Source organism: Nocardia sp. alder85J (assembly GCF_020176955.2).
Classification (GTDB): Bacteria; Actinomycetota; Actinomycetes; order Mycobacteriales; family Mycobacteriaceae; genus Nocardia.
In genome coordinates, this window is record NZ_JAIUCZ020000003.1 from 238,210 (window position 1) to 264,769 (window position 26,560).

8 protein-coding genes are annotated in these 26,560 nt (G+C 71.0%); 2 read left to right on the forward strand and 6 right to left on the reverse strand.

Features of this window, described 5'->3' with window-relative positions; all coding sequences use genetic code 11:
* Positions 1–136: 136 nt before the first annotated feature.
* Positions 137–1,363 (forward strand): TetR/AcrR family transcriptional regulator, encoded by a 1,227-nt coding sequence (locus LBW94_RS12425; RefSeq protein WP_225057716.1) that lies wholly within the window; start codon positions 137–139, stop codon positions 1,361–1,363.
* A gap of 666 nt (positions 1,364–2,029) precedes the next feature.
* Here LBW94_RS12425 and LBW94_RS12430 read toward each other — a convergent pair.
* The 3 genes from LBW94_RS12430 to LBW94_RS12440 are packed head-to-tail and all read right to left on the reverse strand — an operon-like array spanning position 2,030 to position 4,745.
* The gene (locus tag LBW94_RS12430) at positions 2,030–2,848 is read right to left on the reverse strand and encodes an ABC transporter permease (RefSeq protein ID WP_255634266.1); all 819 of its coding nucleotides are present in this window, start codon (positions 2,846–2,848) and stop codon (positions 2,030–2,032) included.
* A gap of 35 nt (positions 2,849–2,883) precedes the next feature.
* On the reverse strand, positions 2,884–3,696 hold the full coding sequence (locus tag LBW94_RS12435; protein WP_416276873.1) for an ABC transporter permease: 813 nt from the start codon (positions 3,694–3,696) through the stop codon (positions 2,884–2,886).
* Positions 3,693–4,745, reverse strand: a complete 1,053-nt coding sequence (locus tag LBW94_RS12440) for an ATP-binding cassette domain-containing protein (RefSeq protein WP_225057714.1) — start codon at positions 4,743–4,745, stop codon at positions 3,693–3,695. Before LBW94_RS12440 ends, LBW94_RS12435 begins: the two co-directional genes overlap by 4 nt.
* Positions 4,746–5,158: 413 nt before the next feature.
* Between LBW94_RS12440 and LBW94_RS12445 the strand changes: the two genes are divergently transcribed.
* Entirely contained in the window at positions 5,159–6,673 is a 1,515-nt protein-coding gene (locus LBW94_RS12445) for an aldehyde dehydrogenase family protein (RefSeq protein ID WP_225057713.1), read from the forward strand.
* 6 nt (positions 6,674–6,679) lie between these two features.
* Here the strand turns inward: LBW94_RS12445 and LBW94_RS12450 are convergent, their stop codons facing one another.
* The 3 genes from LBW94_RS12450 to LBW94_RS12460 all read right to left on the reverse strand — a co-directional run bounded on the left by LBW94_RS12450 (position 6,680) and on the right by LBW94_RS12460 (position 26,341).
* Positions 6,680–7,930 (reverse strand): Nramp family divalent metal transporter, encoded by a 1,251-nt coding sequence (locus tag LBW94_RS12450; RefSeq protein WP_225057712.1) that lies wholly within the window; start codon positions 7,928–7,930, stop codon positions 6,680–6,682.
* Positions 7,931–8,045: 115 nt separating this feature from the next.
* Complete coding sequence (locus LBW94_RS12455) at positions 8,046–9,041, reverse strand: alpha/beta hydrolase (RefSeq protein ID WP_225057814.1); 996 nt, start codon at positions 9,039–9,041, stop codon at positions 8,046–8,048.
* Positions 9,042–9,193: 152 nt separating this feature from the next.
* Positions 9,194–26,341, reverse strand: coding sequence for an amino acid adenylation domain-containing protein (locus LBW94_RS12460; RefSeq protein WP_416276896.1), 17,148 nt, complete (start codon positions 26,339–26,341; stop codon positions 9,194–9,196).
* Between the last annotated feature and the right edge of the window lie 219 nt (positions 26,342–26,560).

Below are 26,560 nucleotides of genomic sequence, written 5' to 3' on the forward strand. Positions count from 1 at the left end.
GCTGCCCCCGGGCGGCGTCGTCGCGCCCGTTGGCGCGAAATCGTGGACTTTTGCGAATTGTGGTTAACTTAGAGGGTACCGCCCGGAGCTGTCAACGGCCCCGGCAGCGGCTCCCGACGAACTGGAGGAGAGGTGCATGGTCGCGGATCGCAGCGAGTCCGCGCTCGCTACCCCGCGAACGGGCAGTTCACCGGCGCGGCGGCGGCCGAAGAACCGCAAGGCACAAATCGTGAGCGTAGCGGCCCGGGCCTTCAGTGAGCGTGGCTATCACCCGGTCGGCGTCGACGAGATCGCGGCCGAGGTGGGCATCTCCGGCCCCGCGCTCTACCGCCACTTCGCGAACAAGTACGCGCTACTGGTGGCCGCCGCCGAACTGGGCGCCCAAACCCTGCTCGATTCCGTCCAGTCCGCCGACGACCCGTCCGCCGCCCCGGAACCCCGGCTCACCACCCTGATCCGAGCGGCCACCGCGCACACCGTCGAGGCCCGCCGCGGCGGCGGCCTGTACCGCTGGGAAGGCCGCTACCTGGAACCGGCCGACCGAGCGCGAGTCCGGGTGCGCTACGAGACCCTGCACCGCACCTTCGAATCCGCGATCGCGGCCAACCGCCCCGACTGCGCCCCCGCCGACATCAAACTCCTGGGCACCGCCGTCCTGGGCGCGATCGGCAGCATCACCGCCCACCACACCGCCCTGGCCGCCGCCCGCCTGTCCGACCTCATGACCGACATCGGCTGGTCCATAGCCCGCACCGGATTACCCCCCGCCCCCGCCGAACCGGCCCCGACCACGGAAGTGCGCGGCCTCCCCCCCAGCGCCAAACGAGAACAACTGCTGGTGGAAGCAATACGAATCTTCGGCCGCCAGGGCTACCACGAGGCCGGCATCGAAGAAATCGGCGCCGCCGTAGGAATCAACGCCTCCAGCGTCTACCGCTACTTCCCGAGCAAATCGGACCTGCTCGCCGCCGCCTTCCACCGCACCGGCGAACGCCTCGCCATCGCCAACGCAGAAGCCCTCGCCGAAGCGACCAGCCGCACCGACGCCGCCACCCGCATGGCCGCCCGCTTCGCCCGCCTGACCTTCGCCATGCCGGAGATCCTCCCGGTCTACTTCGCCGAATTCTCCAACCTCCCCCCCGCCGAACAACAAAAACTGAGAGCCATCCAACGCCAGAACGTCCTGGAGTGGGCCCACCTCCTCGACGGCGACCCGATAGAAGCCCGCTTCCGAGTACACGCCGCAATCGCCCAGGTCATCGACGTAGGCCGCAGCATCCGCTACGACAGCCGCCCCGCCAGCCTCGCCCGCGTCCAAGCCCTGATGACCGCCGTCCTCCTGGGAGACACCCCCGCGCAATAACAAGCTGGCTCGTCCCTCCCCCACCCCGGCCCCGGTCACCCCCGAGCAGCCCCGGCACCCGGTCCGGTTCCCCGTTCACGGTCACCAATCCGCAAGCCGGACACCCTTGTTCCCTGCCCGACCCACCTCCGGACCTGCCCCACCAGCAAACAGTCAACAGCCCCGCCACCCACCTCACCCCGATTCGCGGTCACCACCAAGCAGGCCGGACACCCCAATCCGCTGCCCACCTCCCCATCGACCCCGGTCACCCCCAAGCAGCCCCGACCCCTCGAGTTCTCTTCCCGCCCCAGCTCTCCAACCCGGTCACCCCCAAGCAGCCCCGACCCCTCGAGTTCTCTTCCCACCTCACCCTCCAACGCGGTCACCAACAAGCAGGCCCGGCATTCGGCCCGCCCGCTGAGGGCCCGGTCACCACCGAGAAGGCATACCCCGAATGTTCTCGGCCCGTCTCGATTCTGGACTGACGGAGCGGGGGAGCGAAGCGGAGGAGCGGAGGAGGGAAGAATCGAGACTCAGGGGCCGAGAACCCGCCGCAGCGAAGCGGAGGCCAAAAACACAGCCGGTCACCACCAAGAAGGCAAACCCTCATCCGCAACCAGACGCACTCCCGACCCAACCAACCGAACGAACCCACACCCCCACCCCACCCCCGAAAACCCAACCTCAACTACTCTCAGCAGCCCTCCGATACCCCCGAACAGCCGGATAAGCAAACAACACAACCGCCCCCACCACCCACCCCAAGGTCTTCAACAAAGGCGCGGCAACCGGCCCATCCCAAGCCAGCCCCCGCATCGCATCAATAGCCGTACTCATAGGCTGATTCTCCACAGTGGCCTGCAACCACCGAGGATAAGCAAACACCGGCACAAACCCGGAATTGAAGAACATCAGCAACGTATTGACAGTCCCCAGGATATTGATCAACATCACCCCCTCAGAAATCGTCGCCAACGCAGTAACCAATACCGCGAACCCGGCCCCGAACAACACCGGCATGGCGATCATCGCCAGCGAGGCCCAGAACCCGTTCCAGAACCGGAACCCGATCGCCACCCCGACCACGATCACGAACAACGTGGTGACCAGCACCCGAACCGCCTCGGCCAGCAACCGCCCGGTGAGCCCCGCAGCCCGATGAATCGGCATCGTCTGAAACCGCCCGAGCAACCCCGCGGCCTTCTCCACCTTGAACCCGAGCGCACTGACGATAGCCCCGGCCATAGCAGCCACCAGCGTGATCATCGGAACAGTGCCGTACACACTCGGCATCCCGGTAGCAGAGGTGATCGAATCCCCCAGCACGATCCGAAACATCAACAGCGTGAACGCCGGATACAGCAGAGTCTGCACCGTGGTCATGGTGTCGCGACTCCACACCCGTAACAGCCGCCCACACTGGATCACACTGTGCCGCGCCCAGGTCGACAGCGCCCCCTCCGAGGGCGTCGCCACCACCGGCAGCGGCACCCGCGTGGACATCACGAAGGTAGCCGAAGGGATTTCCTGCACGACGCTCACGATCGCCTCACACTCGCCCAGATCGCCAGCGGCACGAACGCCACCGCCAGCCCGCTCACCCACACCACCGGCACCCACGCGACCTGCCAGCTCACCCCGTGCGCGGCCATGTCCCGCAACGCGAACGAGAACTGCGAGATCGGCTGGTTGCGCACGAACGGCCGGATCCACTGCGGAAACCCGGACTCCGGCACGAACCCGCAGGACAACATGCCGAAGATCAACGTAGGCAGCGTCAACGCCTGGCTCAACGCCTCCGGACTCTTGGTCAGCGACCCCAGCGCATCGGCCCCGATGGCCAGCACCGTCCCGACAGCCAGCGAGAACCCGCAGAACAACGCGGCCTCCCAGAACCCGGCGACGAACCGGAACCCGATCAGATACCCGAACCCGATCGCCGCGGCCAGCGAGGTGACCGACCGCACCAGCCCCGCCGACAGTCGCGAGCCCAACGGCACCAGCGACCCGATCGGCATCGTCTGCAACCGGCTGTGCAGCCCGGTCAGCGCCTCGAAGGCGGCCAGCTGCGCATTGGACATCATGGTGAACGACATGGTCTGCAACACGATGATCGGCATCACGAACTGCGCGTAGTCGATCCCGCGGAATTTCATCACGTAGCGCAGCGGCAGATAGAACCCCAGCGTGAACACCAGCGGCGTGACGACCGCGAAGGCCAGTTCACCTCGCAACGCCATGGTCCGGACGATGCGCCCGGTCAGTGCCCGCCACTGCGCGAACGAGGACGGCCGGGCCGGCGGCAACGCGTGAAACAGCCCGTCCGCGGCGACGGCCGAGACGGTGGTCACGAATGACCGCCCGAATGCCCGGTGATGGACAGGAACACGTCGTCCAGCGACGGCCGCCGCAACGCGATATCGGCAAGCTCCACCCCGGCCGAGTCCAGCCGCCGCAATGCCTCGGCCAGCGTCCCGGCCCCATCGGGAGCCGGGATCGACACCCGATCGACCTGCTTGTCACCGTTACCCGCGGCATCGTTGCGCACCGCCTCCGGCACCAGATCACCGAGCGCGGCCACGGCCGCGCCGAGCTTCGTCGGATCCAGCGGCACCACTTCGCAATAACTGCCGCCGGTGCGTTCCTTGAGCTCGTCTGCGGTACCCTCGGCGATCACCGTGCCCTTGTCGATGACGATGATGTTGTCGCTGAGCACATCGGCCTCTTCGAGGTACTGCGTGGTCAGCAACACCGTGATGCCCTGCCGCTTGAGCGCGGTGACCAGATCCCAGACACCCTGGCGGCTGCGCGGATCCAGCCCGGTGGTGGGCTCGTCGAGGAACACCACCTCCGGCCGCACCACCAGCCCGCAGGCGATGTCGATGCGCCGGCGCATACCGCCGGAGTAGTGCCGCACCGCCCGCCGCCCCGCGCCGACCAGATCGAACTCCTCCAGCAGGGTGTCGGCGCGCTGCCGCGCGGCCCGTTTGCCCAGACCCATCAGCCGCCCGAACAGTTCGATGTTCTCGCGGCCGGACAGGTTCTCGTCCAGGGCGGCATACTGCCCGGTCATCATGATCGATCGACGCACCCCGGCGGCGTCGCGCACCACATCGTGCCCGGCGACCACGGCGGTGCCGGAATCGGGGCGCAGCAACGTGGACAGGATCTTCACGGTGGTGGTCTTACCGGCCCCGTTCGGGCCGAGGATGCCGAGCACACCGGCCCGCGCGGCGGTGAAGCTGATGCCCTGCAACGCCCGCACCTCGCCGAAGGACTTGTGCACGTCCACCACCCGTACGGCGGGTTCGGCGACGACCGGACCGCGCGCATCCGCGCCCCCGGACTCCTGACCGGATTCCGCTGCATCCACTACGCCGGTTTTCTCGAGGCTCGGCATCCACTCTCCACATCCGCCGGGACGGCTCTGCACTATCCGCTGGGACGGCGACCGGACAGTCCGAGTCGCACGCGCGTCCCGGTGTGGTGATCCCATCCACCTCGCGCGATGTTACTGGCCCGGGTCCGGGAACCGCATCGGTCCGGCATGCGGCACTCCGCCGCACCGGGCGACGCTGGTGAAATGTGGCTTTCCTCACAAATTTCCGAACCGGACGGTCAACCAGGAAATTGATGCTGGTCCCGACACGAACCGATCGGTCTGCGTGAACACGGGTTTCTTGTCGCTTGACCAACACCGCCCATAATCTGGCGGCAGGGGAACACCCACGCCGGCGCGGTCGCGCCGGCCCCCTCGGTCGACACGCGAGACGACCGGTTACCGGAGTTTTTCGCCCAGCGAGAGGTGACCCCATGGTCGAATCCGCGCAGCCGCAGACGGCGGCGCAGGCCGGGCCGGGCCGAGTCCCGGCGCTCACGTCCTACGATCCACGCACCGGCGAGTCCATCGGCACCTACAGTGTCGCCGGCCCGGACGTGGTGGCGGCCACCGTGCGGGCCGCGCGATCCGCCGAGAGCTGGTGGGGCGCCTTACGATTCGCCGACCGACGGCGCTGGCTGCTGGAATGGAAGGGCGCCATCGCCCGGCGGCTCGGCGAGCTGGTGGAGGTGGTCTGCGCGGAGACCGGCAAGCCGGAGACCGACGCCGCCATCGAAGTGATGCTGGCGGTGGAGAATCTGGACTGGGTGGCGCGGCACGCCGAACGATCGCTGGGCCGGCGACGGCTCGGCTCCACCTGGTTGTCCCGCAATCAGCGTGCGTCCGTGGGCTATCTGCCGCTGGGCGTGGTGGGTGTGCTGGGCCCGTGGACCAATCCGGTGTTCACGCCGATGGGTTCGATCGCCACCGCGATGGCCGCCGGCAATGCGGTGGTGTTCAAGCCCAGTGAGCTGACTCCCGGCGTCGGCCTGTGGCTGGCCGAGAGCTGGCAGCGGCTGGTGCCCGATCAGCCCGTGCTGCAAGCGATCACCGGCGACGACTCGACCGGGGCCGCGCTGTGCCAGGCGGGGGTGGACAAGATCGCCTACGCGGGCTCGGAAACCGGTGCCCGCAACGTGATCTCGCTGTGCGCGCAGACCATGACCCCGGTCGTGGTGGAACGCGGCGGCAAGGGCGCGATGGTGGTGGACGTCGACGCCGAACTCGACGCCGCCGCCGAGGCCGCGATCTTCGGCGCGATGTCCAACGCCGGGCAGAGCCCGTCGGGAATCCAGCGGGTGTACGTGGCCGAATCGGTCTACGAACCGCTGCTGGACAAGGTGGTGGCGCTGGCGAAACGGCTGCGACCCGGTGGCGACCGCAAGGCGTCCTACGGTCCGATGGTCCGCGAGACCCAGGCAGAGGCGGTGCGACGGCAGGTGAAGGACGCCATCGCCCGCGGCGGCCGCGCGGTGGTCGGCGGCCTGGAGTCGATCCGCGAACCGTATGTGGAACCGATCGTGCTGACCGACGTGCCCGAGGACGGCCTGGCCATCACTGCCGAGGCGGTGGGCCCGGTGCTGGTGATCAACGCGGTGCCGACCATGGACGAGGCGGTGGCGCGGATCAACGCCGTCGACCACGGCCTGGCGGTCTCGGTGTTCACCCGCGACACCCGGTTCGGCGCCGAACTGGCCGAACGCATCAGAACCGGTGTGGTGACGCTGAATTCGTCGATGGCCTACGCCGGCATCCCGGCCATGCCGTTCGGCGGCGTCGGCGAGTACGGCCGCGGCCACACCCACGGCGAGGCCGGGTTGCGGGAGTTCAGCCGCACCCTCGCCATCGCCGCGCGCCGCTATCGGGCCCCGGTCAACCTCTCCACCTTCGACCGTCATCCCCGGCATCTGCGGCTGGCCAAGGCCATCTTCCGGATGCGGCACGGGTGAGGCGGATCAGTCGCGGCCGGTGACGGTCAGATAGATCAGCAACAGGTTCAGCCCGCTGATCACGAGGGTGATCACCCAGGCGGCGGTGGTGGTGAGCCGATGGTTCACATCGCCGCCCATCAGGGCGCGGTCGCCGGTGAACCGGACCAGCGGGATCAGCGCGAACGGGATCGCGAACGACAGCACCACCTGGGACACGATCAGCGCGCGGGTGGTGTCGACGCCGGCGACGAGCACCACCAGCGCCGGGATCAGCGTGACGATGCGGCGCACCGCCAGCGGCACCCGGCGGCGCAGCAGACCCGCCATGATCATCGCCCCGGCGGACGCGCCGACCGAGGTGGAGGCCAGGCCCGAGGCCAGCAGGCCGACGGCCAGCAGCAGCGCCGCGCCGGGCCCGAGCGCGGCCCGGACGGCGTCGTAGGCGCCCGGAATGGTGTCGATGTCGCCGCGGCCGCCGAAGGTGTGCGCGGCCAGCAGCAGCATCGCCAGATTCACCACACCGGCGATCAGCATGGCCACGCCGACGTCCCAGCGGGTCGCGCGCAGCAGCCGCGCCCGGCCCGGTCCCGGCGCGGGATGCCCGTGCCGGTCCCGGGCCAGCCCGGAATGCAGGTAGATCACGTGCGGCATCACGGTGGCGCCGATGATCGCCGCCGCCAGCAGCACGCTCGGCGTGCCGTCGAAGCGCGGCAGCAGGCCGTGCACGGTGTGCGACAGCGAGGGTGGCGAGAGCACCACGCTCGCCACGAATCCCACCGAGATCACCGCGAGCAGGCCGATGATCACCCGCTCGAACGGCTGCTGCCCGCCCCGGTTCTGCACGACCAGCAACACCATGGACACGGCGGCGGTGATGAGTCCGCCGAGCAACGGCGGCAGCCCGAACAGCAGTTGCAGCGCGATCGCGCCGCCGACCACCTCGGCCAGATCGGTGGCCATCGCGGCCAGTTCGGCCTGTGCCCAATAGGCCAGCCGCACCGGCCGATTGGCCCGCTCGCGAACCATCTCGGGCAGCGATCGGCCGGTGACCAGGCCGAGTTTCGCCGACAGGTACTGCACCAGCGCGGCCATCACATTGGCCAGCACCACCACCCACACCAGCAGATATCCGTAGCGGGCGCCGGCGCTGACATTGGATGCCACGTTGCCCGGATCGACATAGGCGACGGCGGCCACGAACGCGGGCCCCAGCAGGGCCGATGCCGTGCGGGCCCGTCGCCACCTCGATCGCGACGCGGCAACTACGGTGTTCATGAAAATATTTTACGGTTAACCGAAATTTTTGCGGAGCAGACCACCGGAAAAGCCGAGCGCCCCGGCCACAGACGTGACCGGGGCGCTCGAATCGCCGGAGTCGGCGGGATCGGTCCTACTCCAGACCCAGACCGTGCGCGAGCACCGGCCAGGAATCCTTGAAGTCGTCCCGCCAGTAGCCCCAGGAGTGGGTGCCACTGTTGCGGAAGTTGTAGGTCGCCGGGATGCCCAGCGAATCCAGCCGCGCCTTCATGTTGTGGGTGCACTGGTTGACGGCGCTCTCGATGATGCCGCCGACCAGGATCTGGTTGGCCAGGCCGTAGGAACCGGCCAGGGCGTAGGGACCGTCGAGCGTGTCGTACACGCCGGGCAGCCCGTTGCCGGTCGACAGGTACAGATCCAGATCGCGCAGTTCGTCCGCGTGGATGTACGGATCGTTCGCCGCCCACTCGGGCGAGTTGTCCGGGCCGTACATGTTCACGGTGTCGCCGCCGCCCCAGGTGTTGACGGCGAGCTTCACGTAGGTCTGGCCCACGGGATCCGCGGTCTGCGCACATCCGGAGTACGCGGCGACCGCTCTGTACAGCCCCGGCTTGGCGATCGGCAGGTTCAGCACCGCGGTGCCGGAGGTGGACAGCCCGGCGATCGCGTTGACCCCGTTGGTGCCCAGCGAGGAATCGATCAGCGGCGGCAATTCCTCGGTGAAGAAGGTCTTCCACTTGTTGCGGCCCAGCACCGGATCGTCGTTGATCCAGTCGGTGTAGTAGCTCCACTTGCCACCGATGGGCTGGATGACGTTGACGTTCTTGTCGGTGAGGAATCCGTGGACGATATCGGTGCGCTTCTGCCAGGAGGCGTCGTCCTCGCCGCCACCGGCGCCGTTGAGCAGGTACAGCGTCGGGCGCGGGACCGACGCGTCCGCGGGCCGCTGCACGTCGACCGGAATGGTCTCGTCCATGGCGGCGGAGTAGACGTAGAGCCGGATGCTGCGGTCGTCCTTGTAGGTCGCCTTGCTGATGTACGACCCGTCCGCGGACCGCGGGTCGGAGAACAAGCTCTTCGACGCGATGATCGGATCGGCGGAGGCCGGGGTGGTGCCGATCGCGGTCAGAACTCCCGCGAGGATCCCTGTGGCCGCGAGGGCGGCCGAGGCCCGTAGCCCTCTACGCCGGACGTGTCGACGATTCAATGTTTCACACCTTCACTGTCAGCTCTGCGTTTCCGGGTCCCGACACATGCTCGCTGCCGCACGGCAATTCCCTATCATGCCCGACGGGGCGTGTCCGAATCGTTGTCCGCCCCGGCGTGTTCGTGCCGGGAAGAAGCGAGCAGGTCGGTGAGTCGGGGACCGATCTCCGCCAGTGCGGCCGGAGAAGTCATCTGATCGTGACCGACACCGATCGGGTGATCGATGATGTCACCGTCGACATGGTCGCGCCACCCGGCAGCCGCCGTGGTGTGCCCGACCGCGCTGAAATAGTGCAGCCGCCCGCGGTATACGGCCGGCCGATGGTCGGCGATCAACTCCGCGGACCGGACCGCGCTGCGGTAGATGCGCCGCACCCGATCCGGGGTGAGCACCGCCATGTCCGCCGGGATGGTGGCGTGCAGTGCGGCGACCGCCTCGTCACTGAGCTCGTGGATGTCGTCGCCCACCAACGTCTCGGCGCCGATACCGATTTCCGCCAGTGCCGCCCGGATCGCAGCCCGGAAGTCGGTGACGTCGATGTCGGGATGGCTGTCGAGCATCGCCAGCAGCGCCACTTCCTCGCCGTCGGCCTGCAATTCGGCCGCCACGGCGTGCGCCAGCACGCCGCCGAGCGACCAGCCCAGCAGCCGGTACGGGCCGCGCAGCTGCACCAGGCGGATCTCGGCGACGTACCGGGCCGCCATGTCGCGCAGCGAGACCGGCAGGTAACCGTCCTCGGACAGTGCCGGCGATTGCAGGCCCAGGATCGGCCGGTCCGGCACGTACCGGGCCAGACCGGCGTAGCTCCACGACAATCCGTACATCGGGTGGATGCAGAACAGCGGATCGCCGGTGCCGGTGGCCCGGATCGGCAGCAGCACCTCGAGCGCCGCGTCGTTGCCGAGGTCGAAATCGTGCTCGCCGGCCAGCGCCGCCAGCACCCGCTCGGTCAGCTCCGCCACCGTCGATCCGGTGAAGAACCACTGCACCCGGACGTCGGCGCCGGTGACCGACCGCAGCAGGCCGACCGCGCGGGTGGCGATCAGCGAGTTGCCGCCGAGGGCGAAGAAATCGTCGTCCAGGCCGACCCGGTCCGCGCCGAGCACCTCGGCGAATACGCCCGCCACCGCCTGTTCCAGCGGGGTCGACGGCGCCCGGTAGGGGCGGGTCGGGGCCGGCGGCGCGGGCAGCGCCTTGCGGTCGAGCTTGCCGCTGGCGTTCAGCGGCAACTGTTCGAGCACCACCACCGCGGCCGGAACCATGTAGGCGGGCAGCGACTTCCGGGCCCGATCCAGCACCGTGGCCGCGGTCAGCGCCGCACCCGGCGCCGGGACCACGTAGGCCACCAGCCGCTCACCGCCGTCGCGGACCAGCGCCACCACCGCGTGCCGGACCGCCGCGTGCCCGGCCAGCACCGCCTCGATCTCGCCCAGCTCGATCCGCTGGCCGCGCAGCTTGATCTGGAAATCGCTGCGGCCCAGATACTCCAGCGCCTCGCCGTGCCAGCGCACCACATCGCCGGTGCGGTAGAGCCGTTCCCCCGCGGCCCCGGCCGGATCGGCCACGAACCGTTCCGCGCTGAGCGCGGGCGCACCCAGATAGCCGCGGGCCAGCTGCACACCGGCGAGGTACAACTCGCCGGGCGCACCCGGCGGCACCGGACGCAACTGCCGATCCAGCACGTGCACCCGGGTATTGGCCACCGGGGCGCCGATCGGCACCGAGGCGCCCACCGGGCCGGTCACCGGATACGCGGTCACGACGGTGGCCTCGGCCGGGCCGTACCAGTTCACCAGTTCCGCGGCGGGCAGCCGCCGCGCGACGGCGGCCGCGGTCTCCCCGGACAGCGCCTCACCGGCGGCGAAGATCCACCGCAACGGCCAACGTCCTTCCCGCAGTGCGGGATTCGCATCCGGATCCAGGAAGGCGTCGAGCATCGAGGGCACGAAATGCACGGTGGTGACCGCGTTCTCGGCGATGATCCGGGACAGATAGGCCGGATCGCGATGCCCGTCGGGTTCGGCGACCACCACGGCCGCGCCGGTCTGCAACGGCCAGAACAACTCCCAGGTGGAGATGTCGAAGGTGATCGGGGTCTTGTGCAGCACCATGTCACCGGGGCCGTGCGGGTAGGTGCGCTGCGCCCAGCGGAACTGGTTGGTCATCTGCCGGTGCGTGATCGTCACGCCCTTGGGCCGTCCGGTGGAACCGGAGGTGTGCATCACGTACGCGACGTTGTCCGGATGCACCTGCGGGAACCGGTGCCGCGCACCGGATTCCCCGAGCCAGAGCGTGTCGATCGCGAACACCGGTACCGCGCCGGTGGTTTCGAAGCCGTGCGCGCTGTGGGTCAGCACGCACAGCGGGCTCGAGTTGGCCAGCACGTATTCGTTGCGGTCGGCCGGATGGTCGGGATCCACCGGCACGTAGGCCCCACCGGCACGCAGCACCGCGTAGATCGCCACCACCAGCTCGAGCGACCGTCGCATCGCCACGGCCACCCGGGTCTCCGGCCCCACCCCGCGCGCGGCGAGGACCATCGCCAGCGCCCGCGAGCGGGCGTCCAGCTCGGCGTAGCTGAGCGTGATCGCGCCGAAGCGCACCGCCGGCGCCTGCGGCGTGCGGGTCACCTGCGCGTCGAACAGGTCCAGCAGAGTGGCCTCGTCGAGCAGGTCCGGCGCCTCGGTGCGGTTGCGGGCCGCCAGTTCGGTGCGCTCGACCGGCAGCAGCGCGTCCACCTGGGCCGCCGGTGCCTGCGGTGTATCGACGAACCGGCCGATCAGCGCCTCGAGTCGCTGTGCCATCGCGGTCGCGGCGGGCTCGTCGAACACGTCGCGCAGATATTTCAGCGAGATCCGCAGCTGGGTGTCCAGCACCACCATCACCGTCACCGGATAGTGCGTGCCGTTGACCGAGCCGACGCCGGTGACCGTCATGCCGTCGATCGAACCGGCCTTGTCCAGGCCGTCGCGGTCCACGGGGAAGGATTCGAAGACCACCAGGGTGTCGAACAGCGCGTCGACGCCCGCCGCGTCCTGGATATCGCGCAGGCCGAGGTAGTGGTAGTCGAGCAGCGCCGCCTGTTCGGACTGCAACCGGCGCAGCAGGCCCGCCAGGGTGTCGGTGCCGGTCAGCCGCACCCGCACCGGAATGGCGTTGAGGAACAGGCCGACCATGGTCTCCACGCCGGGCAGCTGCGGCGGCCGGCCGGAGACGGTGGCGCCGAACACCACGTCGTCGCGGTCCGTGCTGCGGCCGATCAGCAGACCCCAGGCGGCCTGCACCACCGTGTTCACGGTGACGCCGAGCCGGGCGGCCAGCCGCGACAGCTCGGTGGTGTCGGCCACCGACAGTTCGAATCCGGTCTCGCCGACGCCCGCGGAGATCTCGCGGCCCGGGTCGACCGGCGCCAGCGGCGTCGGCTCGGTGAGCCCGGCCAGCGCCGACCGCCAGGCCGCACGGGCGGCGTCCATGTCCTGGGCCACCAGCCAGGTCAGATACTCGCCGTAGGAATGCACCCGCGGCAACCGCCGCGAGCGCGGGCCCACGGCGTAGAGGCTGAGCAGGTCCAGCATCAGCAGCGGCATCGACCAGCCGTCGAGCAGGATGTGATGGCTGGTGACCAGCAGCCGGAACGAGCCCGGCGCCCGGCGGATCAGCGCGAACCGCAGCAGCGGCGCGGCGCTCATGTCGAACCGGGTGGCGTAGTCGGTCTCCTGGATGCGCACCAGCTCGGCCTCGACCGCCTCCGGCTCCAGGCGGCTCAGGTCGATCAGCCGCCAGGCGGCCTCGACGTGGTCCAGCACCACCTGCACGGGATTGCCCTCGGCATCGGCGGCGAAGGCCACCCGCAGGTTGTCGTGCCGGTCCAGCACGCCCTGTGCCGCCTCCTGCAACCGCCGCACGTCCAGGCTGCCGTCGAGATCGACGGTGAACTGCACGGTGTAGACGTCGACCGAGGCGTCGGCCAGCAGCGCGTGGAACAACATGCCCGACTGCAACGGGGTCACCGGCCAGGCGGCCTCCAGCGCCGGATAGTCCGCGCACAACCGGTCGACATCGGCCTGCGACAGGTGCAGCAGCGGGAAGTCCGACGGGGTGAAACCGCCTGCGTCCGGCCGCATTCCGTGCTCGGCGAGGCCGCCGAGGGCGCGCACCCAGTGTCCGGCCAGTTCCTTGACCGCGTCGACGTCGAGCACCTCGGCGGCATGGTCGAAGCGGGCCAGCAGGCCGTCCTCGGTGGCGTCGACGGTGATGTCCAGCAACACATCCGGCGTCGCCGGCTCCGGGTGCACCCGCGCGGGCCGCAGGTCCCGGTAGCGGAAACCGATGCGGCCCTGGGCCAGTGCGGCCAGTTCGGGCGCGGTGTCCGCGTCGAGGTAGCGCAGCAGACCGTAGCCGACGCCACCGGAGGGCACCGACCGGCGCGACTCCTTGATCCGGGCCAGGGCCCGACCGGCGGCGGGGCCACCGGCGAGCGCGTCGCCGAGGTCCAGATCGGCCAGATGCGGCACGAACGGGTAGGGGGCGGTGAATCCGCCGACGGTGTCGCCGGGTTCGCCGCCGGCGGCGGCCCGGCCGTCGGCCGGCAGCTGCACCACCGTGCCGATCGCCGCACTCGCGGCGCCACCGAACTCCGGCCGCAGCACCAGGGCCAGCGCGGTGAGCAGCACGTCCTCGGCGGTGGTGTGGTAAGCGGCGCCGACCCGCTCGACGGCGCTCGCGCCCTCGGCGGTGATCACCAGCGAGACCCGGCCGCGCCGGGCCGGATCCACGCCCGGCAGCGCCAGTTCCGCCGGATGCCCGGCCAGAGCGCGCTGCCACCAGGACAATTCAGCCACCGTGGCGGGCACACTCGCCCGTGCGACCAGCGCCCGGGTCAGGCCCGCCGGGCCGGTCTCGGCCGCGGCCGGCGCGGCGTGCCCGCCCGACCAGGCCAGGCACAGTTCGTCGACGATGATCCGCCAGGCGGTGTCGTCGACCACCAGGCCGTTCGCCACCATCACGAGAACCTGTGTGCCGGAATCGGATTCGTCCTCGGCCGGAATCAGGCCGAAGCCGACGTTGTGACCGGCGGCCGGATCGAGTTCGGCGGCCAGGGCGCGCACCGCGGCCTCGGCGGCCTCGGGGCCGGCCGTGAAGCCGCGCAGCACCACATCGCCGGCCCCGTCGGGCAGCACCAGCCGAGGCGCGTCACCGTCGCGGTCCAGGCGCGCGGACAGCATCGGATGCCGGTCCAGCATCGCCTGCGCGGCGGCGCAGATCCGTTCGGCGGCACAGTCGGCCGGAACGTCCAGGGTGATCGCCCGCGCCTGGCGACCGGCCGGTTCGAGGGCCAGCAGCCGCACCGCGCGCGGCAGCAGCGGCAGCGGACCCGACTGCGGCACCGCCGTTTCCGCGGCCGCCTCGGCGGCGCGGGCCAGCGCCTCGACCGTGCGCGCGGTGAACACGTCCCGCGGCAGGAAGTGCACGCCGCGGGCCCGGGCCCGCGAGACCACCTGGATCGAGACGATGCTGTCGCCGCCGAGGGCGAAGAAATCGTCGTCCAGGCCGACCCGTTCGACCCCGAGCACCTCGCCGATCACCGCGGCGACGGCCTGTTCGATCGGGGTGCGCGGGGCGCGGTAGGCGCGGGCCTCCAGCACCGGTTCCGGCAGCGCGCGCCGATCCAGCTTGCCGACCGGGGTCAGCGGGATCTCGTCCAGCACCATGATCGCCGTGGGCACCATATAGTCCGGCAGGCCGCGGCTCAGCGCCGCGGTGAGCGCCGCCGGATCGAGCACCGCGCCTGCCGACGGCCGCACGTAGGAAACCAGAATCGTTGCCCCGGCGGCGGTTTCGCGACCGAGGGTGACGGCGAACCCGACCCCGGGCTGGGCCGCCAGCGCGGCGTCGATCTCGCCGAGTTCGATCCGGAATCCGCGCACCTTGACCTGGAAATCGTTGCGGCCCAGGTATTCCACCTCCGGCCGCGCTCCGCCCCGGCGCCACCGCACCACGTCGCCGGTGCGGTACAGCCGGGCGCCGGGCGCCCCGTACGGGTCGGCGACGAAGCGGGCGGCGGTCAGCCCCGAGCGGTCGTGATAGCCGCGGGCCAGCTGGATACCGCCCAGGTACAGCTCACCGGCCACCCCGTCCGGCACCGGGCGCAGCCGGGCGTCCAGCACCAGCGACCGCATGCCGCGGATCGGGCCGCCGAGGGTGACCCGGTCACCGGGGGCCAGCGGATCGCTGATGTTGGTCATGATCGTGGTCTCGGTCGGCCCGTAGCCGTTGTGGAAGGCGCGGCCGGTGCCGGTCCCGCCCCACTTGGCGACCAGATCCGCCGGGACGGCCTCGCCACCGGCCACGATGACCTGCATCCCGGACAGCGCGGCCGGCTCCAGCGAGGCCAGCACCGACGGGGTGAGGAAGGCGTGGGTGACCCGGCCGCGCCGGATCAGATCGGCCAGCTCCTCGCCGCCGAAGGTGCGCGGCGGCACCAGCACCAGCGCGCCGCCGGCGCCCAGCGCCAGCAACAGTTCCAGCACCGAGGCGTCGAAGGACGGCGACGCGAAGGCCAGCGCACGCGAATTGCGGCTCAGGCCATAGCGTTCCACCTGCTCGGCGGCGAAGTTCGCCAGACCGGCCTGGGTGACCACCACGCCCTTGGGCAGGCCGGTGGAGCCGGAGGTGTAGATCACGTAGGCGGCGTTGGCCGGGCGCAGCACGCCACGGCGGTCCGCGGCGGTCAGCGGGGTGCCGGGCCATTCGTCGACGGCCGCCGCGAAGGTCCGGTCGTCCAGCACGATCCAGCCGCCGTCCAGCGCGGGCAGTCCGGGCTGGACCGCCCGCACCGTCACGCCCAGTGGCGCACGGGAATCGGTGACCATGTGCGCGATCCGGTCCGGCGGATAGGTCGGGTCCACCGGCACGAACGCGGCGCCGGTCTTGGCGACCGCCCACAGCGCCACCATCGCCTCGACCGAGCGCGGAATGGCCACGGCCACCAGCACATCCGGCCCGGCGCCGTAGGCGGCCAGTTGCCGCGCCAGCTTCGAGGACGCGGTGTCGAGCTGGGTGTAGGTGAAGCTGCGGTTGCCGGCCACCACCGCGGGCCCGTTCGGGTTGGTGGCGACCGCGGCGGCCATCAGGTCCGGCAGGCTGCGCGGCCGCACCGCGGGAGCGCCGGTGCGGTGCACCAGATCCGCGTGCTCGGCGGCGTCGAGGATGTCGAGATCGCCGACCGTGACCCCGGCGTCGGCGGCGGCCGCCGCCAGCACGCGCTGGAACCGGTGCCCGATCTCCACCACCGTGGACTCGTCGAAAAGATCACGCGCGTAGGTGAATTCGGCGGCCAGTCCGGCCTCGGCGCCGTCGGCGGTGCGCTGCTCCCGGATGGTCAGCAGCAGATCGAATTTCGCGGTGTCGGCGGCCGGGTCGAGTGCGGTGAAACTCAGCCCCGGTAGTTCGAATCCGGTGGCGGCCAGGTTCTCGAACGACAGCGCCACCTGGAACAGCGGGTGCCGGGCGGCGGACCGCTCCGGGTCCAGCGCCTCCACCAGCCGCTCGAACGGGATGTCGGCGTGCGCGAAGGCGCGCAGGTCGGTCTCCCGGTTGGCGGCCAGCAGATCCGCGAAGCTGCGGCCCGGCTCGACCCGGCTGCGCAGCACCAGGGTGTTGACGAACATGCCGATCAGGTCGTCGAGTTCGCGTTCGCCGCGGCCCGCGATCGGGGTGCCGATCGCGATGTCGTCGGACCCGGACAGCCGGGCCAGCAGCACCGCCAGCGCGGTGTGCACCACCATGAACAGGGTGGCGTTGTGGTGGCGGGCCAGTTCGGTGAGCGCGGCGTGCACCGGCGCGGGCACCACCAGATCGGTACGGCCGCCGCGGTTGGACTGCGCGGGCGGGCGCGGGCGGTCCGCGGGCAGGTTCAGCTCGTCCGGCAGCGCGGCCAATTCCTTGGTCCAGTACGCCAATTGGGCACTGATCAGGGAGTCCGGATCGCTCTCGTCACCGAGTACGGTGCGCTGCCACAGCGCGTAATCGGCGTACTGGATCGCCAGCGGCGCCCAGGTCGGCGGCGTGCCGGCGGACCGGGCGACGTAGGCGGCCATCAGGTCCCGGGTGAGCGGGCCCATCGACCAGCCGTCGGCCGCGATGTGGTGGGCGACGAACACCAGCACGTATTCGGTGGCGGTGAGCTGGAACAGCCGGATCCGGAACGGGATGTCGGTGGTGACGTCGAATCCGGTGCCGACCAGGCGGGTCACCTCGTGCGCCACCCGCTCCTCGCCGAGCCGCTCCGGGACCAGCTGCGACGGCACGTCGACCGGCGACAGCACCTGCTGCACCGGCCGCGCGGGCTCGGCCTCGGGATAGCGGGTGCGCAGGATCTCGTGGCGGGCGACGAGATCCGTGACAGCCTGTTGCAGCGCCGGGACGTTCAAGGTCCCGGACAGCCGGATCGCGGCCGGGATGTTGTACACCGCCGCGGCCGGATCGAACTGGTTGAGGAACCACATGCGCTGCTGCGCGAACGACAGCGGGACGCGGTCCGGGCGCGGCCCGGCGGCCAGCGGCACCCGCGGGTGCAGCCCGGCGCCGCGTTCCACCGCGGTGGCCAGCGCGCCGACGGTCGCGGCCTCGAACAGGGTCCGCACCGGCACCCGGGCCCCGAGGGCGGCGCCGATGCGTGCGACCACCTGGGTGGCCAGCAGCGAATTACCGCCGAGCGCGAAGAAGTCGTCGTCGAGGCCGACCCGCAGGCCGCCGTCGCGGCCCCCGTCGAGCACCTCGGCGAAGGCCCCGGCCACGATCTCCTCGATCGGGGTGGCGGGCGCGCGGAAGGCGACGGTCTCGAACTCCGGCTCCGGCAACGCCTTCCGGTCGAGTTTGCCGTTGGCGTTGAGCGGCAACGCGTCCAGCACGACGAAGGCCGACGGCACCATGTAGGACGGCACCGCCCCGCTCAGATCCGATTTCACCCGTGCCACATCGAATTCCGGCTGCGCCGGCACCAGATAGCCGACCAGGCGATCGCCGGTGCGCTGGTCGGTGCGGGCCAGCACCACCGCCTGCGCCACCTCGGGCAGCGCCAGCAACGCGGACTCGATCTCACCCAGTTCGATCCGGAAGCCCCGGATCTTCACCTGGAAGTCGGTGCGGCCCCGATACTCCAGCTCTCCGGTCGCGTTCCACGCCACCAGGTCACCGGTGCGATACATCCGGGTGCCCGCCGGACCGTAGGGATCGGCGACGAACCGGTCCGCGCTCAGATCGGGGCGGCCGAAGTACCCGCGCGCCAGCTGTGCGCCCGCCAGGTACAGTTCGCCGGAGACGCCGCCCGGCACCGGCCGCAGCCGGGTGTCGAGCACGTACACCCGCGAATTCCATTCCGGCACACCGATCGGCACCGTGGTGCGATCGGCCTCGGTCACCCGATGGCTGGTGATCGACACCGCCGCCTCGGTCGGGCCGTACAGGTTGAACAACGGTGCGGCCGGGTACGCGGCGAGCCAGCGCTGCGCCAGCGCCCCCGGCAACGCCTCGCCGATCGCCAGCACCCGTCGCAGTCCGGCGAGGCCGGCCCCGGGTTCCGGCCGGGCCCCGGACGATCCGGCGCCGTCGGCCGAACGCCACATGGACACACCGGGATTCGATTCCAGCGGCCGGGCGGAGCGGTCGGCGCGCTGCCGCTCGGTCAACGATACCGACGGGACCCGCCGCGGCAGACCGGCGGCGGTACGGGACGGCAATCCCGGTCGCTCCGTACCGGTTTCGTCGTCGAAACGGACCGCGCCGAAGATCGCCTCCAGCGGCACCCGAATGGTCGGCGCGTCACCCGGATCGTGGGTGAACGCCTCGTGGCCGGGAATCGGATCACCGAAGACCGCGGCGGCGGCCGGCAACTCGGGCTCGGATTCCGGCTCCGCCACCGGCCGATGCGCGGCATCGGTGAGCAGTGCGTCCAGCATCGAGGGCACCACGTGCAGGGTGGTCACCCCGGTGCGGGCGATCAGATCGTTGAGATAGGCCGGATCGCGGTGCCCGTCGTGGGTCGAGATGACCAGGCGGCCACCGCAGACGATCGCCGACCAGAACTCCCACACCGACAGGTCGAAGGTGGCGGCGGTCTTCAGCAGCACCGCGTCGTCGGCGTCGAGACCGAATTCGGCCTTCTTCCACAGCAATTGGTTGAACACCGCGCTGTGCGGGACGGCCACGCCCTTGGGCCGGCCGGTCGAACCGGAGGTGAAGATCACGTAGGCGGTGTGCTCCGGGCGCAGCGGCGCGTTGCGGTCGGCGTCGGTGATCGCGAGGGCGGAGCGGCGGGACAGGTCGAGTTCGTCCACGACCACCACCCGGGAGCGGGGCCGCCGGTCCTTACCCGACGGAACCGCGTCGCTGCGGCGCTTCGGCGCCAGTTGCAATCCGGGCTGCTCGTCGTCACCGCCGAAGGCGGTACCCGAATTCGTCAGCAGGCACACCGGATCCGCGGTGTCGAGGATGTACCCGATGCGTTCGGCGGGCTGATCCGGGTCGATCGGCACGTAGGCGCCGCCGGCCCGCACCACCGCGTACATCGCGACCACCAGATCCACCGAGCGCCGCATCGCCAGCGCCACCCGCGACTCCGGGCCGACGCCCAGCGCGATCAGGTGCCGGGCCAGCCGGTTGACCCGGGTGTCCAGCTCGGCGTAACTGAGGGTTTCCAGGCCGTCGGGCGAATCCGCCACCAGCGCAACGGCTTGCGGGGCGGTCGCGGTAGCCCGGTCGAGCAGCCAGGACAGGTCCCGGCCCGCGCCGGGCCGCAGCGCGGTGTCGCCGCGGCGGCGCGCGGGCGAGGGCAGTTCGCGCGCGGTCTCGTTGCGGGCGCGCAGCACCTGGTCGCGTTCCTCGGGGGTGAGGATGTCCAGGTCGCCGACGGGGGCGTCCGGATCGGCGGCGATCGCGCCGAGCAGCAGGATCAGCCGCGCGGCCAGGCCCGCGGCGGTGGTCTCGTCGAACAGATCGGTGGCGTAGGTGAGGAAACCGCCGATACCGGTGGGTTCCCCGGCCTCGCCGTACTGGTCGGCGACGATCAGGTGCAGGTCGAACTGCGAGACGTCCAGCAGCGCGTCGACGCTCTCGATGCTCAGCCCCGGCAGGTCCAGCGCGGTGTGCGCGATGTTCTGGAAGGACAGCCCGACCTGGAACAGCGGATGGTGCGCGGTCGACCGCGGCGGATTGAGCACCTCCACCAGCCGCTCGAACGGCACGTCGGCGTGCGCGAACGCCTGGAGATCCGTTTCCCGTTGCCGCCGCAGCAGATCCGTGAAGGATTCACCGCGGTCCACCCGGGTCCGGAACACCACGGTGTTCACGAACATGCCGATCAGATCGTCGAGTTCGCGTTCGCCGCGGCCGGCCACCGGGGTGCCGATGGCGATGTCGTCGCTGCCGGACAGCCGCGCCAGCAGCACCGCGAACGCGGTGTGCACCAGCATGAACAGCGTGGTGCCCTGGGCGCGGGCCAGTTCGGCCAGCGTGGCGTGGGTGTCCGCGAAGACCGAGACGCCCACCCGGGCGCCGGCCAGCGAGGCCACCGCCGGGCGCGGCCGGTCGGCGGGCAGTTCCAGCCGGTCCGGCAGTCCGTCCAGTTCCGGGCGCCAGTAGGCGATCTGTTGCGCGGCAAGCGAATTCTCGTCGCGCTCGTCGCCGAGCACGGCCCGCTGCCAGAGCGCGTAATCGGCGTACTGCACCGGCAGCGGCCGCCACTGCGGCGCCGCGCCGGAGGTCCGCGCGGCGTAGGCGGTCATCACGTCGCGCACCAGCGGCCCCATCGAGGAGGCGTCGCCGGCGATGTGATGCACCACCACGGCCAGCACGAATTCGCGCCGGGATCCGGGCGCCAGATCGGCGATCTCGAGCAACCGCACCCGCACCGGGGTGTCGGCGGTGACGTCGAACGGGGTGGCGGCCAGCGACAGGACCGCGGCGGGCACCTCGGCGCCGGGCACCCGCTGCGGGGCCGGCGCGACGCGGGCCTCGGCGGCGGGCAGGATCTGCTGCACCGGGCCGTCCGGGCCCTCCGGGTAGATCGTGCGCAGCACCTCGTGCCGCTCCACCACGTCGTCCAGCGCGGCGGCCAGCGCCTCGACGTCGAGGCTGCCGGTCAGTCGCAGCGCGAACGGCAGGTTGTAGGCGGCCAGCCCCACGGTGGCGCGGCCGTCGGCCTGTTCGAAGCGGTTGAGAAACCACATCCGCTGCTGGGCCAGCGACAGCGGCAGCGGCTGTGGCCGTTCGATCGAGCCCAGTTCGGGGCCGCGGCGCAACAGCATCGCCCGGTCCTTGGGCAGCGCGGCGACCGCCGCGGCCAGACCGGCCACCGTCGGCGTCTCGAACAGCGCCCGCACCGGCACCCGGGTGTTCAGGGCCGCACCCAGCCGCGCCACCACCTGGGTGGCGATCAGCGAGTTGCCGCCGAGCGCGAAGAAGTCGTCGTCGAGCCCGGCCCCGCTGTCGCCCTCGGCCGCCAGGCCCAGCACCGCGGCGAACACCTCGGCGACCAGCCGCTCCGTCGCGGTCTGCGGCGCACGGAACTCGCGGCCGGTGAACTCCGGATCCGGCAGCGCCTTGCGATCCAGCTTGCCGCTGGTGTTCAGCGGGAATTCCGCCAGCACCACGATCGCGGCCGGAACCATGTACACGGGAAGGGTTTTCGCGATGCCCTCGCGCAGCCGTTCCGGATCGGCCTGCTGGCCGGGCACCGGCACCACGTAACCGACCAGCTGATCGCCCAGCGGCCCGGCGGCCACCACCGCGACGGCCTGGCTCACTCCGGGCTGGGCCAGCAGCGCGGTCTCGATCTCGCCCAGCTCGATCCGCTGCCCGCGGAACTTCACCTGGAAGTCGGTGCGCCCGATGTAGTCCAGCCGCGGCGGCAGATCACCGGAGGCGTCCCGCCAGATCACCAGGTCGCCGGTGCGGTACATGCGGTTGCCGTCGCCGAAGGGGTTGGCCACGAACCGATCCGAGGTGAGATCGGGGCGGCGCAGGTACCCGCGGGCCAGCTGGTCACCGGCGAGGTACAGCTCGCCGGGCACCCCGGCGGGCACCGGCCGCAACCGGCCGTCCAGCACGTAGACCTGAGTGTTCCACTGCGGCAACCCGATCGGCACGGTCGGCCGGTCGTCGCCGCTGGCGGGCCAGTAGGTCACCGAGACCGCGGCCTCGGTGGGGCCGTACAGGTTGTGCACCCGGGCGTCGGTCAGCTCGGTCATCGCCAGCACCGTCTCCGGCGGCAGCGCCTCGCCGATGACGAACACGTCCTGCAACGAGTCGACGGCGCCGCGCTGGGTGTGCGCGGCGAACACGGTGAGCATCGACGGCACGAAGTCGGTCACCGTGACCGCTTGCGCCGCAATGGTTTCCGAGACGTAGGCGGGATCGCGGTGGCCGTCGTGGGTGGCCACCACCAGTTTGGCGCCGGCCGCCAGCGGCAGGAAGTAGCCCCACAGCGACACGTCGAACGTGGTGGCGGTCTTCTGGAGGTACACGTCGCCGGTACCCAGCGGATAGGCCGCCAGCATCCAGGTGACCTGATTGTGGATCGCGGCGTGGGTGACCGCGACGCCCTTCGGCCGTCCGGTGGACCCGGAGGTGAAGATGACGTACGCCGGATTGTCCCGCCGCAGCGGCCGCAGCAGTTCCCGCGGCCGGATCGGACTGGGATCGAACCGGCCCAGATCCATGGTGTCGACCCGCAGCAGCGCGGTGCCGTCCGGGATCGAGGTGCCGTCGTGCACCGTCGTCACCACGCACACCGGCCGCGCGGTCTCCAGGATGTGCGCGATGCGCTCGCGCGGATGATCCGGATCCAGCGGCACGTAGGCGCCACCGGCCGCGACGATCGCGTACATGCCGACGACCAGATCCACCGAGCGGCGAATCGCGAGACCCACCAGCGTCTCCGGCCCGACCCCGCGCGAGATCAGCAGGCGGGCCAGCTGATTGACCCGGGCGTCGAACTCGGCGTAGCTCAGTTCCTCGCCCTCGAACACCACCGCGATCGCGTCCGGATAGGTCGCCGCGGCGCGGCGGTAGCCGTCCAGCAGCAGATCGGGTGCGACCGGATAGCGGGTGTCGTTCCAGTCGTAGAGGATTCGCACCCGCTCGGCGGGCTGCAACAGGTCGATGTCGCCGATGGCGCGGGCCGGATCGGCCGCGACGGTCTCCAGCACCCGCACCAGCCGGTCGGCCAGTCCGGCGACGGTCGGTTCGTCGAACAGATCGGTGGCGTAGGTGAACGCCGCCGACAGCCCGGCCCCGGGCTCGCCGGGTACCACGGTCAGTTGCAGGTCGAATTTCGCGACGGCGCCGTCGAAGTCGATCGGCGTCACGGTCAGGCCGGGCAGCGCCAGCCGGGGCCGCTCCAGGTTCTGGAAGAACAGCGCCACCTGGAACAGTGGATGATGCGCCTGCGAGCGCACCGGATCGAGCACCTCGACCAGCCGCTCGAACGGCAGGTCCGCATGCGAGAAGGCGTTCAGGTCGGTCTGTTTCACCGCCTCCAGCAGCGTGCCGAACGACTGCGCCGGATCCACCTCGGCGCGCAGCACGAGCGTGTTGACGAACATGCCGACGAGGTTGTCCAGACCCTCCTCGCCGCGTCCGGCCACCGGGGTGCCGATCGCGACGTCGGCGGTGCCCGACAACCGGGCCAGCAGCACCGCGAAGGCGGCGTGCACCACCATGAACAGGGTGGCGCCGGTGCGCTGGGCCAAGTCCTCCAGCAGCCCGTGCAATTCGCTGTCGACGGCGAAGCCGTACTCGGCGCCGCGGCCGGACGGCACGCCGGGGCGGGCCCGGTCCGCGGGCAGGTCCAGCCGGTCGGGCAGGTCCGCCAGCGCGGTCCGCCAGTACTCGACCTGGCGGGCGGCGAGCGATTCCGGATCGGATTCCGCGCCGAGGACCGCCCGCTGCCACAGCGTGTAGTCCGCGTACTGCACCGGCAGCGGCGTCCAGGACGGGATCGCGTGGTTGCGGCGGGCCAGGAAGGCCACCAGCAGATCGCGCAGGAACGGCGCGATGGAGGCGCCGTCGGCGGCGATGTGGTGCACCACTACGATCACCAGATGGTCGGCCGGGCCGAGTTGCGCGATGCCGACCCGCAGCGGGATCTCGGCCGACACGTCGAAGGCGGTGAGCGCGTACCGGCTCAGCCAGTCGGTGATCCCGGACTCGGCCAGCGGGGCCGGTTCCAGATCCGGGATCGCCTGGTCCATCGGGAGCACGACCTGATGGCCGACGCCGTCGACGGACGGGTACATCGTCCGCAGCGCCTCGTGCCGCTCGATGACGTCGACGAACGCATTCTGCAACGCCGAGACGTCGAGACGGCCGGACAGCCGCAGCGCGAACGGGATGTTGTCCCCGGCCGAGTGGGAGTCACGACCCAGTTCGAACTGGTTGAGGAACCACATCCGCTGCTGCGCGGGCGACAGCGGAATCCGGTCCGGCCGCGGGCCGGCGGTCAGCGGCAGCCGGGCGCCCGCGCCTTCCAGCGGGACCAGTTCCCGGGCCAGCGCAGCCACCGTGGACGCCTCGAACAGCAGCCGGGCCGGAACCCGGGCACCGATCCGCGCGGCCAGCCGGGCGGCGGCCCGGGTCGCGATCAGCGAGTTGCCACCGAGTTCGAAGAAGTCGTCGTCGGCACCGACGGTCGTGGCGGGTTCGAGCAGTTCGGTGAAGACCTCGGCGACCAGTTCCTCCAGCCGGGTCGCCGGGGCCCGGAATTCGCGGGACTGCAACACCGGTGCCGGCAGCGCCGCGCGGTCGAGCTTGCCGACCGGGGTCAGCGGGATCTCGGCCAGTTCCATCAGCACCGTCGGCACCATGTGCGCGGGCAGGCTGCGCTCGGCGAACGCGCTCAGCTCCGCGGTGTCCAGCACCGCGCCGGGGGCGGCGTGCACGTAGGAGACCAGGATGGTGGCGTCGGTGTCGAGGGTGTGGCCCAGCGTGACGGCGAAATCCACGTCCGGATGCGCGGCCAGCACCGCGTCGATCTCCCCCAGCTCGATCCGGAAACCCCGGATCTTCACCTGGAAATCGTTGCGGCCCAGATACTCCAGGCTGCCGTCGGCGGTCTGCCGCACCAGATCACCGGTCCGGTACAGCCGCTCGCCGCCGCCGGACGGATCGGCCACGAACCGCGCCGCGGTCAGCCCCGGCCGCCGGTGGTAGCCGCGCGCGAGTTGCGCGCCGGTGATGTACAACTCGCCGACCGCACCGGCGGGCACCGGCGCGAGCCGCTCGTCCAGCACGTATTCGGTGATGCCGCGGATCGGCCGCCCGATGGTCACGGTCTCGCCCGGCACCAGCGGATCGCTGATGTTGGTCATGATGGTGGTCTCGGTGGGCCCGTACCCGTTGAAGAATTCGCGCAGCGGGCTGTCCGGGCCCACTCCGGTTCCGCTCGGATCGACGGGAATCACCCAGCGCCGCACCAGTTCCGGCGGGCACGCCTCACCACCGGCGACCACCACCCGCAGCTCGTCGAGCCCGGCCGGATCCACCGACGCCAGCGCCGCCGGCGTCACGAAGGCATGGGTGACCCCTTCCCGCGCCAGCAGTGCCGCCAGTTCGTCGCCGCCGTACACCGAGGGCGACGCGACCACCATGGTCGCCCCCGCGCCGACGGCCAGCAGCAGTTCCAGCACCGAGGCGTCGAAGGACGGCGACGCGAAATGCAGCGTCCGCGAATCGACATCGACCCGGTAGCGCTCGCGCTGCTCGTCACAGAAGCCGGACAGCCCGGCCTGGGTCACCACCACGCCCTTGGGCAGACCGGTGGAACCCGAGGTGTAGATCACGTAGGCCGGATGCTCGGCGCGCAGCGGGCGCAGCCGGTCGGCGTAGGTGACGGGGTCGGCAGGGTAGCGGCGCAGCCGGTCGGCCACCTCGGCGGCGTCGATGCTCAGCCAGGGCACCTCGCCGGGCAGGTCGGCCCGCACGGACTCGACGGTGAGGCCCAGCCGCGCACCGGAGTCGGTCACCATGTGCGCGACCCGGTCGGCCGGGTAGTTCGGATCCACCGGTACGAAACCGGCGCCGGTCTTGGCGACTGCCCAGACCGCGACCACCGAATCCAGCGAGCGCGGAATGCCGAGGGCGACCAGATCTTCCGGGCCGATTCCGCTATCGATCAGCAACCGAGCCAGCCGGGTGGACCGCTCGTCCAGCTCGGCATAGCTCAATTCGGCCAGGGTCGCAGTCGCGTCGGCGTGGACGACCGCGAGGCCGTTCGGATCGGCCTCGACGGCCGTCGCCATCAGCTGCGGCAGGGTGGTGACCCGCGCCCTGCGGGTCCGTGCCGGCCGGACGCGGGTCGAGCGGGTCATTCCGGCACCACTTCCCGAACCACGAAACGCCGTGCGACCGCGCGAACCACCTCTATCTCACCCTGCCTGTCGTCG

Bases quoted from the DNA above. Each gene is read 5' to 3' on its own strand.
- LBW94_RS12425 (WP_225057716.1), top strand. From the start codon at position 137: ATGGTCGCGGATCGCAGCGAGTCCGCGCTCGCTACCCCGCGAACGGGC.
- LBW94_RS12430 (WP_255634266.1), bottom strand. From the start codon at position 2,848: ATGTCCACGCGGGTGCCGCTGCCGGTGGTGGCGACGCCCTCGGAGGGG.
- LBW94_RS12440 (WP_225057714.1), bottom strand. From the start codon at position 4,745: ATGCCGAGCCTCGAGAAAACCGGCGTAGTGGATGCAGCGGAATCCGGT.
- LBW94_RS12445 (WP_225057713.1), top strand. From the start codon at position 5,159: ATGGTCGAATCCGCGCAGCCGCAGACGGCGGCGCAGGCCGGGCCGGGC.
- LBW94_RS12450 (WP_225057712.1), bottom strand. From the start codon at position 7,930: ATGAACACCGTAGTTGCCGCGTCGCGATCGAGGTGGCGACGGGCCCGC.